This is a genomic window from Leucobacter denitrificans, assembly GCF_014396385.1.
Lineage (GTDB): Bacteria > Actinomycetota > Actinomycetes > Actinomycetales > Microbacteriaceae > Leucobacter > Leucobacter denitrificans.
Window position 1 is genome coordinate 2124888 of record NZ_CP060716.1, and the last position, 14123, is coordinate 2139010.

The 14123-nt window shown below is 63.5% G+C and carries 16 protein-coding genes and 1 tRNA gene; 11 read left to right on the forward strand and 6 right to left on the reverse strand.

Annotated features, from left to right (window positions below; all coding sequences use genetic code 11):
- Nucleotide 1: 1 nt before the first annotated feature.
- From H9L06_RS10235 to modA, 3 genes are read right to left on the reverse strand one after another with little or no spacing between them, the layout of a single operon-like run.
- Nucleotides 2-778 carry an ABC transporter ATP-binding protein gene (locus H9L06_RS10235; RefSeq protein ID WP_187555070.1) on the reverse strand — a complete coding sequence of 259 codons (777 nt, stop codon included), beginning with the start codon at nucleotides 776-778 and terminating at the stop codon, nucleotides 2-4.
- Nucleotides 775-1614 carry an ABC transporter permease gene (locus H9L06_RS10240; RefSeq protein ID WP_187555071.1) on the reverse strand — a complete coding sequence of 280 codons (840 nt, stop codon included), beginning with the start codon at nucleotides 1612-1614 and terminating at the stop codon, nucleotides 775-777. The genes H9L06_RS10235 and H9L06_RS10240 overlap by 4 nt, the downstream gene beginning before the upstream one ends.
- Nucleotides 1595-2386 (reverse strand): molybdate ABC transporter substrate-binding protein, encoded by a 792-nt coding sequence (gene modA, locus H9L06_RS10245; protein ID WP_187555072.1) that lies wholly within the window; start codon nucleotides 2384-2386, stop codon nucleotides 1595-1597. Before modA ends, H9L06_RS10240 begins: the two co-directional genes overlap by 20 nt.
- Before the next feature lie 71 nt (nucleotides 2387-2457).
- On the opposite strand from modA, the gene moaA reads away from it, so the two are divergent.
- Entirely contained in the window at nucleotides 2458-3576 is a 1119-nt protein-coding gene (gene moaA, locus H9L06_RS10250) for a GTP 3',8-cyclase MoaA (RefSeq protein ID WP_281381609.1), read from the forward strand.
- A 15-nt stretch (nucleotides 3577-3591) separates the two neighbouring features.
- Here moaA and H9L06_RS10255 read toward each other — a convergent pair whose 3' ends face one another.
- The gene (locus tag H9L06_RS10255) at nucleotides 3592-4017 is read right to left on the reverse strand and encodes a molybdenum cofactor biosynthesis protein MoaE (protein ID WP_187555073.1); all 426 of its coding nucleotides are present in this window, start codon (nucleotides 4015-4017) and stop codon (nucleotides 3592-3594) included.
- Entirely contained in the window at nucleotides 4014-5195 is a 1182-nt protein-coding gene (locus H9L06_RS10260; RefSeq protein ID WP_187555074.1) for a ThiF family adenylyltransferase, read from the reverse strand. Before H9L06_RS10260 ends, H9L06_RS10255 begins: the two co-directional genes overlap by 4 nt.
- Nucleotides 5196-5233: 38 nt before the next feature.
- Between H9L06_RS10260 and H9L06_RS10265 the strand changes: the two genes are divergently transcribed.
- The 9 genes from H9L06_RS10265 (at nucleotide 5234) to H9L06_RS10305 (ending at nucleotide 12299) form a co-directional block, all read left to right on the forward strand.
- Nucleotides 5234-5482: a MoaD/ThiS family protein gene (locus H9L06_RS10265; RefSeq protein WP_187555075.1), complete on the forward strand. Its 249-nt coding sequence runs from the start codon at nucleotides 5234-5236 to the stop codon at nucleotides 5480-5482.
- 4 nt (nucleotides 5483-5486) lie between these two features.
- Entirely contained in the window at nucleotides 5487-6779 is a 1293-nt protein-coding gene (locus H9L06_RS10270; RefSeq protein WP_187555076.1) for a molybdopterin molybdotransferase MoeA, read from the forward strand.
- Nucleotides 6772-7260 carry a cyclic pyranopterin monophosphate synthase MoaC gene (moaC, locus tag H9L06_RS10275; protein ID WP_187555077.1) on the forward strand — a complete coding sequence of 163 codons (489 nt, stop codon included), beginning with the start codon at nucleotides 6772-6774 and terminating at the stop codon, nucleotides 7258-7260. The genes H9L06_RS10270 and moaC overlap by 8 nt, the downstream gene beginning before the upstream one ends.
- Nucleotides 7257-7763: a MogA/MoaB family molybdenum cofactor biosynthesis protein gene (locus tag H9L06_RS10280; RefSeq protein ID WP_187555078.1), complete on the forward strand. Its 507-nt coding sequence runs from the start codon at nucleotides 7257-7259 to the stop codon at nucleotides 7761-7763. The genes moaC and H9L06_RS10280 overlap by 4 nt, the downstream gene beginning before the upstream one ends.
- An 11-nt stretch (nucleotides 7764-7774) precedes the next feature.
- Entirely contained in the window at nucleotides 7775-8008 is a 234-nt protein-coding gene (locus H9L06_RS10285; RefSeq protein WP_187555079.1) for a hypothetical protein, read from the forward strand.
- Nucleotides 7926-8942, forward strand: coding sequence for a cytochrome P450 (locus H9L06_RS10290; protein ID WP_187555080.1), 1017 nt, complete (start codon nucleotides 7926-7928; stop codon nucleotides 8940-8942). Before H9L06_RS10285 ends, H9L06_RS10290 begins: the two co-directional genes overlap by 83 nt.
- A 48-nt stretch (nucleotides 8943-8990) precedes the next feature.
- The gene (locus tag H9L06_RS10295; protein ID WP_187555081.1) at nucleotides 8991-9890 is read left to right on the forward strand and encodes a LysR substrate-binding domain-containing protein; all 900 of its coding nucleotides are present in this window, start codon (nucleotides 8991-8993) and stop codon (nucleotides 9888-9890) included.
- A gap of 64 nt (nucleotides 9891-9954) precedes the next feature.
- On the forward strand, nucleotides 9955-11106 hold the full coding sequence (locus H9L06_RS10300; protein ID WP_187555082.1) for a CaiB/BaiF CoA transferase family protein: 1152 nt from the start codon (nucleotides 9955-9957) through the stop codon (nucleotides 11104-11106).
- Nucleotides 11103-12299, forward strand: coding sequence for an acyl-CoA dehydrogenase family protein (locus H9L06_RS10305; RefSeq protein ID WP_187555083.1), 1197 nt, complete (start codon nucleotides 11103-11105; stop codon nucleotides 12297-12299). The genes H9L06_RS10300 and H9L06_RS10305 overlap by 4 nt, the downstream gene beginning before the upstream one ends.
- 213 nt (nucleotides 12300-12512) lie before the next feature.
- On the opposite strand, the gene H9L06_RS10310 is transcribed toward H9L06_RS10305, so the two are convergent.
- A tRNA-Ser gene (locus H9L06_RS10310) sits at nucleotides 12513-12603 on the reverse strand.
- 106 nt (nucleotides 12604-12709) lie between these two features.
- On the opposite strand from H9L06_RS10310, the gene radA reads away from it, so the two are divergent.
- On the forward strand, nucleotides 12710-14050 hold the full coding sequence (gene radA, locus H9L06_RS10315) for a DNA repair protein RadA (RefSeq protein ID WP_187555084.1): 1341 nt from the start codon (nucleotides 12710-12712) through the stop codon (nucleotides 14048-14050).
- Nucleotides 14051-14123 lie beyond the last annotated feature (73 nt).

A 14123-nucleotide genomic window follows, 5' to 3' on the forward strand; every position in this document is an offset into this window, starting at 1 on the left:
TCTACTCAGTTTCCACAGTTGAGTGATCGGTCGAGCGGCCGGTTGAGCGGGCGAGTGCGCGAACGAATCGGGTTGCTGGTTCGTCGAGCACCTCACTCACCGATCCTGCCTGAGTGATCTCGCCTCCCTCAACAATGAATAGGCGGGAGGCGAGCTGTTCTGCGTCGCGCGCATCGTGAGACACGAGAACCGTAGTGGTGGGGTGCTCCTGGAGCTGTGCGGTGATGAGTTCACGCATGTCCTGCGCGGCCTCCACGTCGAGCGACACGAGCGGCTCATCGACTAGGAGGAGCTGAGGTCGCGCAGCGAGCGCACGTACGAGCGCGATCCGCTTCGCCTGCCCACCAGAGAGCTCTGAGGGTCGGTTCGAGGTCAGGGCTGTGAGGCCGATCCGCTCGAGCCATTGACCGGCCTCGGAGAGCGCGGTCTCTCGATCCACACCCCGCGCGCGGGCCGCGAACGCGATATTCTGCAGCGCTGTCATGTGCGGAAATAGGTCGCCTTCTTGACCGAGGCTACTCACGCGCCGCTTGCTCGGAGCGACATGCACCTCGCGTTCTCGATCCGCGAGCACACGGTCGCCGAGCTGAATTCGGCCGGCGTCGATGGGGATGAGCCCCGAGAGCGCACCGAGCACTGTGGTCTTGCCCGCGCCGGAGGGGCCCATGATTGCGATGGTTTCGCCGGGTAGCGCGTCAATCGTGATGTCGAGTGAAAAGCCTGGCCGGTGCACGGAAAATGAAGCCGAGAGGGCTGAGGTCTGCAGCGTCTCGCTCATTTGAGTGCTCCCGGTCTCCAAGCGCGCAGAGTGAGGAGTACGAGAAGCGCGGCAGCGAGAAGGAGTAGCGACAGCGCAACAGCCGGGCCGCGCCCGTCGCCACCACCGTTGAATGCGGTGTAGATCGCGAGCGGCATGGTCTGTGTCACGCCGGGGGCATTGCCGGCAAACAGTGCGGTCGCCCCAAACTCTCCGAGGGCCCGCGCGAAGCTCAAGATCACCCCAGCAAGCAGGCCCGGCGCTGCGAGCGGAAGTGTGATGCGTGTGAGCACCATCCACCTTCCGGCACCGAGGCCAGCAGCAGCCTGCTCGTAGCGCACTCCCGAGCCGCGCAACGTGCCTTCGACCGCAAGCACCAAGAAAGGGAGCGCCACAAATGCCTGTGCCAATACGACGGCAGGGGTAGTGAACGGCAGCGTGATGCCCCAGAGGCTGTCGATCGCCTGACCGATCGGGCTCGAGCGCCCGAACAGAAACAGCAGAGCTACGCCGCCCACCATCGGCGGCAGCACGAGCGGCACCGCGACCAGGGTGCGCAGTAACGCAGACGTGCGAGCGCTCGAGCGGGCCATGAGTAGCGCGAGCGGCACTCCGAAGAGCACGCACAGGACTGTCGCGGCGAGCGCCGTTCCGAACGAGAGGCCGAGCGCCTGGAGTGCTGTTTCAGAGGTGATGTCTTGCCACAGCGTCGACCACGAGGCGCGTGAGATGAGCGCGATGAGCGGAAATACGAGGAGGGCGAGGCCGAGCACGGCGGGGAGAAGGGCAGCAAGCGGAGCCCGACTTCCGGTGTCGTTGGTACGCAAACCACGTTGCTTATGCGCCACTGAATCCATACTTCGCCAGGATCTCTTGGCCTGCTTCGCTGAGCACGAAGTCAACGAATGCCTGTGCTGCGTTGGGCTCGGCTGTGCCTTTGAGTGCGACGAGCGGGTAGCGGTTCACGACTTCTTCTGCACCCTCGGGTTCGAAGCTCTCGACCTGGGCGTCACCGATCACATCGGTCGCGTATACGAGTCCTGCGTCTGCCTCATTGGCAGCTACCTTCTGCAAGACAGCCGTCACGTTCTGTTCGAGGCTTGCGGGCGTCACCGAAACATCTGCGGCTTCGAGCAGGCGAACAGAGGCGCTCCCGCACGGCACCTCCGGCGCGCACAACACCGTGGTGACATTCGCAAGATTGGCGAGTGATTCGACGCCGCCCGGATTACCCGAGGGCACGGCCACGACGAGCGTGTTCGACGCAAACAGCTCTGGGGATTCCGCGTTCCCGGCATTGACGACGATCTGCATGTTTTTCTCGTCGGCAGAGGCGAACACATCGGCCGGAGCACCCTCGTTGATTTGCGTCGCGAGTGTTGACGAGCCATCGGTGACAAGTTGCTCGACGACGATGCCGGCATGTTCGGCCTCGAATGCCGTTGCGATTTCCTCGAACGCACCTTTGAGTGATGCGGCCGCAAAGACAGTGATCTCTTGCACCTCGACAGCGGCCGTGCCGCTCTCGGCATCAGCACCAGGGGCGGACGTAGATGAGCAGGCGACGAGCGTCGAGCTTAAGGCGAGGAAACTGGCCGCAAGCACGGGAACAAAGCGACGCTGACGCATGAAGTTCCCCTCTATATCGGTTTCTTGGAATCGTAACCTGAATCAAGCCTAGCGAGAGATAGGCTGAAGGCATGAGCGCTCGATCTCACGAGTCGGCAGCACGCCAAGGAGAGTTCCGCTCCGCGCCCGGGCGGGGAGCGACGATGCTGCCAGCGACTGGCCTGACCGACCGACTCGGCCGCGAACTTCATGACCTTCGCATCTCGATCACCGATCGGTGCAACTTCCGCTGTGTCTATTGCATGCCAAAAGAAATTTTCGGCAGAGACTTTCAGTTCATGGAGCGCTCAGAACTGCTCACCTTCGAAGAGATTGAGCGCCTCGCCCGTGTCGCCGTATCGCTTGGCGTGCGCAAGCTGCGGTTGACGGGCGGAGAGCCGCTATTGCGGCGCGGCGTCGAAGAACTCGTTGCGCGGCTTGCCGCGATCCACACCCCTGACGGTACGCCGCTCGACCTTGCACTCACGACGAACGGGTCGGCGCTGCCGGTGAAGGCGGAGGCGCTCGCCGCAGCGGGTCTCGGGCGCGTGACAATCTCGCTCGATTCGCTGCGAGATGAGCGTTTTCAGGCGATGAACGACGTGCGCTTTCCGGTGAGAAGAGTGCTTGAAGCGATAGTGGCGGCCGAGGCCGCGGGGCTTGGCCCGGTGAAGGTGAACACTGTGCTCAAGCGGGGCATGAACGACGACGAGATTTTAGAACTCGCCGAGCATTTCAGGGGCGCCCCGCACCCGCTTCGGTTCATCGAGTACATGGATGTCGGCAGCTCGAACGGGTGGGAACTGAAAGACGTGGTGCCATCCGCTGAGGTCATCAGCCGTATCTCCGAGGTGTACCCGCTCGTGCCGGTCGCTCCTGCGCACCCGGGAGAAACTGCGAAGCGCTGGCGTTACGCAGACGGCACACCGGGAGAGATTGGCGTCATATCAAGCGTGACCGGCGCGTTCTGCGGCGACTGCACCCGCGCCCGCGTCTCCGCCGAGGGCAAGCTCTTCACCTGCTTGTTCGCAAGCGAGGGCACCGACCTGCGTGCGCTTCTGCGCAGCGGAGCGGCAGACGACGAGCTTGCTGCCGCACTCACCGGCGTGTGGCACGAGCGTGACGACCGCTATTCCGAGATCCGCTCACAAGCGAGCGCGAATCGCGGTGGATCGACGCGGCGCATCGAAATGTCCTACATCGGCGGTTGAGGCTGGCTTGAATGCCTAGAGCCCGACCCAGTCAGATGAGCCGCTCGTGTAGTGCTGCCGCTTCCAAATCGGCACTTCGGTTTTGATCCGCTCAACGAGCGTCTCGATCGCCGCGAATGCCTCTGCGCGGTGGGCAGATGCGGCTGCCGCAACCAGTGCCGCATCGCCGATCTCGAGCGAGCCGACCCGGTGCCAGGCCGCGAGCCTCACGCCAGTTCGCTCGGTCTCCTCGCGCACGACTTTCGCGAGCAGCTCCTCCGCGAGCGGATGCGAGCTGTAGTCGAGCGCGCGCACGTCTTCGCCGCCGTCATGGTTGCGAATGACTCCGTGAAACAACGTCACCGCACCACAGTCGGGTGCATTCACCGCCTCGCGAACAGCAGCCTCGTCAATTGGGGTGTCTGTCACCCGCGCAAACACGCCTGTCGCAGTCTCGGTCATGCTGATTCCAATCGTGATTCGTTTCCGGACTCAATGAGCTGCGGCGCCTCGCGAGCGAACTGCTCAATACCGCCCGCCAAGTATTCGGCGTCGATGCCGTGTTCCTTGAGCAGGTTTGTGGCCCGTATGGATCGCGGACCCTTCGCACAGTACACGGTGACGCGGGCTCCGGGCTCAAGCGACTCAACAAGGTCGCCCGCCTCAAGCTCCGGCAGTGGTACCGCAATCGACGGCACTATGCGTGCGGCCTCACGCTCATCAGCGTTGCGCACGTCAAGCAGGGTGGGCCTGCCCGATTCGAGCCGCGCTATCAGCTCTGTCGCGGTGATCGAGCGTGGTGCCTGTTCTCCCGCGCAGAAGAGTTCGTAATCAATGAGTTCGGTGATCTTTGGTGCGAGCTCGTCGCGCCCGTATCGAATCTCGCGGGTGCTCGCGCGCATCGCGTCGTACACGAGTACGCGCCCGATAAGAGGCTCGCCGCTACCTGTGATGAGCTTCATTGCCTCGGTGACGAGGAGCGACCCGATCGTGCCGCAGAGCCCCGGCAGTACCCCGCCTGACGCGCAGGTAACGACGTCGCCGGGATCGGGCGGTTGTGGGAAGAGATCACGGTACCCCGGGCCATATGCGTGCCACGCGACACTTACCTGACCGTGGTGCCCGAGAATCGAACCCCACACGAGTGGAATACCGGCGAGTGACGCCGCGTCATTCACGAGATAGCGGGTTGGAAAGTTGTCGCTGCCGTCGATTACCAGGTCGTATTTGCTGAAGATCTCGAGTGCATTCGAAGACGTGAGGCGCAGGTCGTGTTCGATCACGTTCGTGCCGGGGTTGAGCGCGAGTGCCGTTTCTCTCAGTGAGGTGGTCTTGCGTCGACCGAGGTCTGCTGTTTGATGCCCAATTTGTCGGTGTAGGTTCGAGAGCTCGACGACGTCGTTGTCGATGATGCCGATGGTGCCGACGCCTGCGCCTGCAAGGTATGGCACACTCGCGCTCCCGAGCCCTCCCGCGCCAACAATGAGTACCCGGGCAGCTTGGAGCCTGCGCTGGGCCTCGTCACCAAAGTCGGGCAGCAGCATTTGTCTCGATGCTCGCTCCTGCTGGTCACGAGTGAGCTGCGGCCCGGGCCCGACGAGCGGCGCGGGTCGCGGTGAATCGGCTTCGCGAGACCTCATACTCGCATGATACTTGCCGCGCCTCATACAATGGGGCCATGGCTACGATCACCGTGCGTTACTTTGCTGCGGCAGAAGATGCGGCCGGCACCGGGCAAGAAGAGTGGGCAGCGCCTACCGGGGCAACGCTTGAGTGGTTGCGCGGTGCGCTCGTTGAGAAGCACGGTGATGCGATGGATCGGGCGCTTCGCGGTGGATCGTTTCTCATAGACGGCCAGGTGCGCCGAGATCCGGGGCCCATAGGCGGTCTAGAGGTCGACGTGTTGCCCCCATTCGCGGGTGGGTAGCGCGATGACTATCGCCCCCGGTGTACGGACACTTGAGCAGCACCGCGACGAAGTGACCGCACTGCTCACTCCGCTGATCGAATCGCTGAGTGGGCGCTTTGAGGGTGTGAATCTCGCGGATCCCGATGCTCTGGGGCGAGTCCTTGCAACCGCAATCACCGCGCACTCGCCGGTTCCGGCGTTCGATAATTCGCAGATGGATGGGTATGCAGTGTGTGCTGCCGACTTGCTGCGCGCGTCCAACGAGAATCCGGTTACGCTTCCGCTCGGCCTTACGGCAGCGGCTGGAGATGCCCCGGTTGTGCACGCGTCTCGAACTGCGTCACCCGTGATGACGGGTGCAGCGATTCCTGTGGGTGCCGATGCGGTTGTGCCTGTCGAGGCGACAATGTCGCCCGAGTTTCCTGAGCTTGTTCGCGCCGTGGAGCAGACGAGCGGGCGAACGCCTGCCGGGAGCGCGACGTTCCTCGAACCGGTCACACACGGAGCGTTCGTCAGGTTCGCAGCCGAAGACATCGCGGTGGGGGACACAGTGCTGGATGCCGGGACTCGCCTGACTCCGGCTCGCATTGGTGCGGCGGCGGCTGTCGGCGTGACTCGAGCGCAGGTTCGCCCGCGGATACAGGTGCTGCTGTGCGCGACCGGTGACGAGCTCACGCACGGAGCGCAGACCACGCTTTCACAGGGGCACATCTACGACGCAAACACGCCCATGCTCGCGGCCGCACTGCGCGAACTCGGTGCCGAGGTGCGAGTCGTGCGAACGGGCGACAATCCCGACGAGTTTCTCCGAGCTCTGCACGGGGTGACGGGCGAGTACCACCTCGTAGTGACGTCTGGCGGTATCAGCAAGGGCGCATACGAGGTCGTGCGCGCGGCACTCGCTCCGCTCGGGGTGTGGTTTGGTTCGGTCGCGATGCAGCCCGGCGGCCCCCAGGGCCTCGGAGAGATCGACAGCTCAAGTGGGCGAGTTCCGGTGCTGTGCTTTCCGGGTAACCCCGTGAGCTCGTTGCTGTCTCTCGAGTTGTTTCTCGCGCCAACGCTCAAGGGGCTGGCTGGCCGATCCACCACGCCCGACATCGCGCACCTACCGCTCGCCCACGACGTCGACTCGCCACCCGCTAAGCACCAGATTCGGCGGGGGAGCGTGAACTCAGACGGCACGGTCAGCCTGTCGGGGCCGGGATCGCACCTCATCGGCGACCTCGCCGCGGCCGATGTGCTCGTACACCTGCCCGTAGGCCTCGCACACGCAGAGGCCGGCACCACCGTTGAAACCTGGAGGTTTAATGACTGAGCAGCTGCACCCAGAAGGGCTCACTCACTTGCGAGCCGACGGCAGCGCGCACATGGTTGACGTCACTGACAAAGCCGTCACCAAGCGCACGGCGACAGCCGAGGCGTACTTTGTGTCCACGCTCGACACAGTTGCGCGTCTTATGAATGGTGACTTGCCGAAGGGTGAAGCGCTCGGCACCGCGCGCATCGCCGGAATCATGGCCGCCAAGCGCACCTCAGACCTTATTCCGCTCTGCCACCCACTGCCGCTCACGCGCATCGAGATCGACTTCGAATCACACGATGACCGTGTGCGGGTAGTCGCGAGCGTCACGACGAAGGGCGTCACGGGGGTTGAGATGGAGGCGCTCACCGCGGTGAGTGTTGCGGCGCTCACGCTCTACGACATGACGAAAGCGGTGGATCGCCACGCATCGGTCACAGGCATTCGCGTCTGCGAAAAGAGCGGTGGCAAGAGCGGGGACTGGTCGGTCGAATGAATCCCGGAGCTGCCCGAAGCGCGGCCGTCATCGTGGTGTCCACGTCGGCGGCATCAGGGGCTGCCGTTGATGAGACCGGCCCGGTGATTCGCGCGTGGCTCCAAGCGCGCGGCTTCGAGACAGCTGAGGCCGTAGTCGTCGCCGATGGTGAGGCGGTGGGGGCAGCGCTGCGCGCGCAAGTGGATCAGGGACACCGTGTCGTGCTCACGACCGGAGGTACCGGGATCGCACGCGACGACAGTACGCCCGAAGAGACCCGCCCGCTGCTCGATGTCGAGCTTCCAGGGCTTGTCAACCTGCTCAGAGAACGCGGACAAGAAAACACCAAGTACGCAGCGCTGACACGAGGCGTCGCGGGATTTGCTGATGGCACGTTTGTGATGAACCTGCCCGGGTCCCGCGGGGGCGTTGCCGATGGCCTTGCGATACTGGGCGACCTACTCGACCATTTGCTGGAACAACGAGAGGCCTCGGCGGGGCATCCGCCGAGGCGATCCACGTGAAAGGAACTGCGATGAACGCCGAAGCAGCGCGCCCCACGAGCGATCCACACCTTGCGATGGAGGTGTCGAATGACCTGCGTGCAAATCTCGACGCACAGCGAGCAGTCTGCCCGGTGCATCACGAATCAGACGGAAGCGTAACCGGTGCTCTCGCATGCCGAGGTGCGCGACGCAGCGATCGACGCCGAGACGTTCTCGAGCGCGGTTTCGCGATTTCGGGCGATACCGAACAGCCTCGACGGTGACGAACACCGAACGTACCGCGACCTCATCGACACCTACTTCACCGACGAAGAGGTGGCGGCGCAGGAGGCGCAGTGCCGGGCGCATGCGTCAGCGATTGTTGCGGGTCTTGCCCGCGGCGAGATGGTGCGCACGGTGATTGACATCGGCACCACGTTCGCAGTGCGAGCGCAGAGCACGTGGCTCGGGTGGCCAGAAGATGTCGAGAATGATCTCGTCACCTGGGTCAATGACAAGCGGGATGCGAGCCGTGAGGGCAATGACGCGCAGCTCGCCGAGATTGCGGATCGCTTCGACGCAATCATCACGCGCGTGCTTGACGCGAGCAAGTCTGGAGACCCGGAGAGCGTTACCGCCCGGCTCACCCGCGAGCAGGTCGACGGGCGACCGCTCGAGCACGAGGAGATCGTGTCGATCCTGCGTAACTGGACCGCGGGAGACCTAGGTTCGCTCGCTGCGTGCGTCGGCGTGATCGTGCACCACATCGCAACCGACGTAGCGTTGCAGCGGTATCTTCGCGAGCTCTTGGCCGCTGCAGATCCGCGCCAGTTCGAAGACGCGCTCGAAGAAGTACTCCGCATCGACAACCCGTTTGTCTCAAACCGTCGCGTCACGACTCGCGATACGCAGATTGCGGGGGTTGATGTGCCTGCTGGCACGAGGGTGCACCTCAATTGGACATCGGCGAACCGTGACTCTGAGGTCTTCGAGTCGCCCGACTCGTTCAACCCCGACGCGAATCAAGCGCAGAACCTCGTCTTCGGTATCGGGCCGCACGTGTGCCCCGGCCGCGCACTCACCCTCATGGAGCTACGAGTCATCGTCTCAGAACTCTTGAACCAGACCGACACCATCACGATGTATGCGGGCGAGAAGCCACTGCGCGAGCGCCCGCCAGCGAGCGGCTGGGCCCAGGTGCCGATCGTGCTTGCCTGACGGGACCGCGCTGAGACAGACGCACTTCGACAGAGTACGCTCGATCCAATGGAAATCAACAAAGCGCGGGCCTTTCTCGCGGTCGCCGAAGAACTACACTTCGGTCGCGCTGCCGAGCGCCTGCACATCGCGCAGCCGCCGCTGAGCCGCATGATTCGCGCGCTCGAACGAGAGCTCGACGCCGAGCTGTTCGTGCGTAGCCCTCGTCAGGTGTCTCTCACCCCAGTGGGCGAGGCGCTTGTTGAGCCCGCGCGCGAACTCATTATGCAGTCTGAGCGCATGTTGCACCTCGTGCGGCGGGTGCAGCGCGGCGAGACCGGCCGCGTGCGCCTCGGATTCTCAGGCGCGTCGATGAATTCAGTCGTGAGCGAGTTGGTGCGCAGAGCTCATGTGGATCGGCCAGACCTCACCATCGCACTGCAGGGCTCGCAGCTGTCACAGCCCGGGCTCGAGCGACTCAAGGCGGGTGCGCTCGACGCCGTTGTCGGGCGCTGGGATGTACTGCCGCCGGATATAGACTCGCGAGTCATTGCTCGGGAGCAACTTGTGCTTGCGCTGCCTCGAAACCACAGGCTCACCTCGCAGCGTGCGGTGTCGGCGACGGATCTTGCGGCAGAGCCGTGGGTGGTGCTGCCCGGGGGCAGTGGATCGACGCTCTCGTCTCGACTCCATGAGCTTGCACTGCGGGGTAAGTTTGTGCCGCGCATCGTTGAAACCGCTGCCGATTCGGCCACGCAGCTGCTCATGGTCGATGCGGGTATCGGCGTGGCACTTACCTTCTCGGGAGTGCGTGAAAATGTGCCGGTGCACACCGTCGCGTTTTTGCCACTCGAGCCTTCGCTCGGCGAGGTCGAGGTGCGACTCGCGTGGCGTCGCAACGAGGTGACGCCACCTCTTGCGGCAATTATCGAGACCGCTGAGGGGCTTGGGGCCGCTATCGATACCTAAAAGGTATTCAACCAGGTCAAAGTTGATACTTCACATCAACGCGGGCTTCAGGGAGACTGAATCTATGACCCTCCCACTCGACGGTGTGCTCGTTGCCGATTTCAGCCGCGTGCTGGCGGGGCCGTACGCTACAACAACGCTCGCGGATCTCGGTGCTCGGGTCATCAAGGTCGAGCGGCCTGGGGCTGGAGATGACACCCGCGCGTGGGGCCCACCGTGGACAGACAACAGCGCTGCGTATTTTGAGAGCGCCAACCGCAATAAAGAGTCGGTGACGCTCGACTTAGGCGATCCACAAGATCGCGAGCTCGCGAAAGAACTTGCGCGTCGCGCCGATGTGTTTATCGAAAACTTCAGGCCCGGGGCCCTTAACCGCTTCGACCTCGGGTTCGAGCAGGTGTATGAGTCGAACCCCGGGGTCGTGTATTGCTCGATCAGTGGGTTCGGCAGCGGGGGCGGGGCACACCTGCCCGGCTACGACTTTCTCGTGCAGGCCGTGGGCGGCCTCATGTCGATCACTGGCGACCCCGATTCCGCGGGCGGCACCCCGATGAAGTCGGGAGTTGCGCTCGTCGATGTGCTCACCGGCAAAGACGCAACGATCGGCATCCTTGCAGGTCTGCACGCGCGCAACGCAACGGGCCGAGGCCAGCACGTCGAGGTCAACCTGCTCTCAAGTTTGCTCTCGTCACTCGTGAATCAGGCCTCAAGCTTCCTTGCCACCGGCACCTCGCCTGGTCGTCTCGGTAATGCGCATCCCTCGATCGCGCCCTACGAGTCGCTGCCTTGTGCAGATGGCCCAATCGCGATCGCATGCGGAAACGACGGCCAGTTTCGCAAACTCGCTGCCGTGCTCGGTGACGAATCGCTCGCTGATGATGAGCGTTTTGCCACGAATGCCGCGCGAGTGCAGAATCGCCCCGAGCTCGCAGTCGTACTTGCCGAGCGGCTCGCTGCCGATGAAGCCAGTGCCTGGGTGAAGAAGTTTCTCGCCGTTGGTGTGCCGGCAGGCAATGTTGGCACCATCGCCGATGGCTTCGCGCTCGCGACAGAGCTTGGCCTCGAACCACTGGTCGAGGTCGGTAAGGGCCAGCCCGCCCAAGTTCGCAACCCGATTACCTTTTCTGATACCCCAATTACCCAATACAACGCGCCGCCACGACTCGGCGAGCACAGCGATGCCGTGCGCGCATGGCTACACCAGGAGGAACAATGAGCCACTTCGACCCCACCAAGCTGCCAGCGCTCGATCCGACAGATCCCGCGGGCCTCGACGACCTGCTTACCGAAGACGAGAAGGCCATTCGCGGCGCCGTTCGCCAGACGCTCGACTCGATTGCTGAGCCATACATCGCAGAGTGGTTCGAACAGGGCGGTATCCCGAACATTCGCGAACTCACCAAGGAACTCGGCTCGCTTGGCGTGCTCGGCATGCACCTCGAGGGCTACGGCTGCGCGGGCATGAGCGCGACCGAGTACGGCGTCGCTTGCCTCGAGATCGAGGCGACCGACTCAGGCCTTCGCTCGCTCGTTTCTGTGCAGGGGTCACTCGCGATGTTCGCCATCTGGCGCTGGGGCTCAGAAGAACAAAAGCAGGAATGGTTGCCCCGCATGGCCGCGGGCGATGCAATCGGCTGCTTCGGTCTCACCGAGCCAGATGTCGGGTCAGACCCCGGCAACATGCAGACCCGCGCTCGCCGCGATGGTTCTGACTGGGTGCTCGACGGCCGCAAGATGTGGATCTCGAACGCCCCCTACGCTGACGTCGCCGTCGTGTGGGCACAGACTGACGACGGAATTCGTGGGTTCGTCGTGCCGACCGACACCCCGGGATTCTCGGCTCCCGAGATCAAGCACAAGCTTTCATTGCGCGCATCGGCGACCGGTGAACTCGTGCTCGACGGCGTGCGCCTGCCTGAGTCGGCTATGCTCCCTGAGGCCCGCGGACTCAAGGGCCCGCTCTCGTGCCTGAACGAGGCACGCTACGGCATCGTGTGGGGTTCACTCGGTGCGGCCCGCTCAAGCATGGAGGCCGCGCGCCGCTACTCGCAGGAGCGCGTGCAGTTTGGCAAGCCGATCGGTGCGTTCCAGCTCACCCAGCAAAAACTCGCAGATATGTCGCTCGAGTACATCAAGGGCTACTTGCTTGCGGTTCACCTCGGTCGCCGCAAGGATGCGGATCAGCTGCGCCCCGAACAGGTTTCGATTGGCAAGCTCAACAACGTTCGCGAGGCGATTGAGATCTGCCGCACCGCACGCACGATCCTCGGTGCGAACGGCATCTCGCTTGAGTACCCGGTGATTCGCCACCAGAACAACCTTGAGTCTGTGCTCACCTATGAGGGCACTGTTGAGATGCACACACTCGTGCTTGGGCAGGTGCTCACCGGCGAGGCTGCCTTCCGCTAGGCCGCTTGCTTCTGGCACGGCCTGCCCGCATTTCATGCGGGCAGGCCGCCCGCGCCACTGAGCGTCAGGCGAAAATCTAGCGTCATACGAAGCCCCGCCCGGCGTGTCGGTGCGCCTGATGCTCAAACTTCGCCTGACGCTCGCACCTGGCCCGAAGTTCAAAGCAAAACCCCCGGATCCCTTGCAAATGCTGGGATCACGGGGGTTTTTCTGTGGCGGTGACGGCGGGATTTGAACCCGCGGTGCAGGGTCACTACACACAACATTTCGAGTGTTGCACCTTCGGCCGCTCGGACACGTCACCGCGGAAAAGCTTACGGGATTTGGGCTCGATGCGCGAATCGAACTCCTCGATAAGCGAATCGATTGGTGGATCTCGAAATGTCCGAGGTCCCATATAGGCTCACCACATGGCAAAAACGACAAGCACCTACGTTTGCACTGAGTGCGGGTGGCAGGCTGCGAAGTGGGTTGGCCGCTGCGGCGAGTGTCAACAGTGGGGCACGGTTGAGGTGCGCGGTGCACCCAAGGCGACACTCGCGAGAACTGTGCGCCCGAGTGCTCCTGAGGTCGGCAGCGAGGCCCGCCCGATCACCCAGGTGTCAGGCGACGAGGTGAAACACCGGCAGACAGGCATTGCCGAGCTTGACCGCGTACTTGGTGGTGGCATTGTGCCGGGAGCCGCAATTCTTATGTCGGGGGAGCCGGGCGTCGGCAAATCGACGCTGTTACTAGATGTTGCTGCGCGCATTGCCCGTCACGGCGCACGGGTGCTCTATGTGAGCGGCGAAGAGTCAGTCGGACAAATCCGTATGCGCGCCGAACGCACAAATGCACTCGAAGAAACACTCTTCCTCGCGAGCGAGACCGACCTTGCGACGGTGCTCGGGCACATCGAAGCCACCCAACCGGGGCTCCTTGTCATCGACTCGGTGCAGACGCTCGCGAGTGACCAGGTCGAAGGCATTGCCGGTGGCCCCTCGCAGGTGCGCGAGGTTGCTGCCGCGCTCATTCGGGTTGCGAAGCAGCAGGCAATCCCGGTGGTGTTGGTCGGGCACGTGACGAAAGACGGGTCGGTAGCCGGGCCGAGGCTGCTCGAGCATCTTGTCGACGTCGTGTGTCACTTTGAGGGCGACCGAAACACTGCGCTGCGGTTCTTGCGAAGCCTGAAAAATCGCTTCGGCCCCACAGATGAGGTCGGGTGTTTTGAGATGACGGGTGGGGGCATTGCCGAGGTTGCAGACCCGAGCGGGTTGTTCCTCAGCCGTGGATCGAGTCCGGTAAGCGGCACCTGTGCAACCGTGGCGATGGAAGGTCGAAGGGCATTGCCTGTCGAAATTCAGGCGCTCGTCGCGAAGAGTGCGACACCGAACCCTCGGCGGGTCACGAGCGGGGTCGATGCCTCGCGCGTAGCAATGATTCTCGCGGTGCTTGAGCGCCGGGCTGGCCTGCGCCTGCACGATCAAGACGTGTACGTCTCAACCGTAGGCGGGGTGAAGCTGAGCGAGCCGGGAGCAGATCTGGCGATAGCGCTAGCGGTGCTTTCGGCTGTGTCCGACCGAGCACTTGCGCACGACCTCGTTGCGTTCGGTGAGTTGAGTCTCGCGGGTGAGATCCGCCCGGTGTCCTCAGGGACACAGCGCATTGCTGAGGCGCGTCGGCTGGGCTATAGCAGCATCATCGATTCTTCTGTCGGCACGCTTGCGGAGGCGCGCCGATCCACCGCCGGGCAACCCGTGGGGTCACCCTGAACCAAGCCGTGAACAAGGGGAGGTAGACTAAGAGATCGTGAGCAAGAACACGGTAGACGTTGTATTGATCGGC

Excerpts from the sequence above, each read along its gene's own strand:
- H9L06_RS10235 (WP_187555070.1), bottom strand. The coding sequence starts at position 778 with ATGAGCGAGACGCTGCAGACCTCAGCCCTCTCGGCTTCATTTTCCGTG.
- H9L06_RS10240 (WP_187555071.1), bottom strand. The coding sequence starts at position 1,614 with ATGGATTCAGTGGCGCATAAGCAACGTGGTTTGCGTACCAACGACACC.
- modA (WP_187555072.1), bottom strand. The coding sequence starts at position 2,386 with ATGCGTCAGCGTCGCTTTGTTCCCGTGCTTGCGGCCAGTTTCCTCGCC.
- moaA (WP_281381609.1), top strand. The coding sequence starts at position 2,458 with ATGAGCGCTCGATCTCACGAGTCGGCAGCACGCCAAGGAGAGTTCCGC.
- H9L06_RS10255 (WP_187555073.1), bottom strand. The coding sequence starts at position 4,017 with ATGACCGAGACTGCGACAGGCGTGTTTGCGCGGGTGACAGACACCCCA.
- H9L06_RS10260 (WP_187555074.1), bottom strand. The coding sequence starts at position 5,195 with ATGAGGTCTCGCGAAGCCGATTCACCGCGACCCGCGCCGCTCGTCGGG.
- H9L06_RS10265 (WP_187555075.1), top strand. The coding sequence starts at position 5,234 with ATGGCTACGATCACCGTGCGTTACTTTGCTGCGGCAGAAGATGCGGCC.
- H9L06_RS10270 (WP_187555076.1), top strand. The coding sequence starts at position 5,487 with ATGACTATCGCCCCCGGTGTACGGACACTTGAGCAGCACCGCGACGAA.
- moaC (WP_187555077.1), top strand. The coding sequence starts at position 6,772 with ATGACTGAGCAGCTGCACCCAGAAGGGCTCACTCACTTGCGAGCCGAC.
- H9L06_RS10280 (WP_187555078.1), top strand. The coding sequence starts at position 7,257 with ATGAATCCCGGAGCTGCCCGAAGCGCGGCCGTCATCGTGGTGTCCACG.
- H9L06_RS10285 (WP_187555079.1), top strand. The coding sequence starts at position 7,775 with ATGAACGCCGAAGCAGCGCGCCCCACGAGCGATCCACACCTTGCGATG.
- H9L06_RS10295 (WP_187555081.1), top strand. The coding sequence starts at position 8,991 with ATGGAAATCAACAAAGCGCGGGCCTTTCTCGCGGTCGCCGAAGAACTA.
- H9L06_RS10300 (WP_187555082.1), top strand. The coding sequence starts at position 9,955 with ATGACCCTCCCACTCGACGGTGTGCTCGTTGCCGATTTCAGCCGCGTG.
- H9L06_RS10305 (WP_187555083.1), top strand. The coding sequence starts at position 11,103 with ATGAGCCACTTCGACCCCACCAAGCTGCCAGCGCTCGATCCGACAGAT.
- radA (WP_187555084.1), top strand. The coding sequence starts at position 12,710 with ATGGCAAAAACGACAAGCACCTACGTTTGCACTGAGTGCGGGTGGCAG.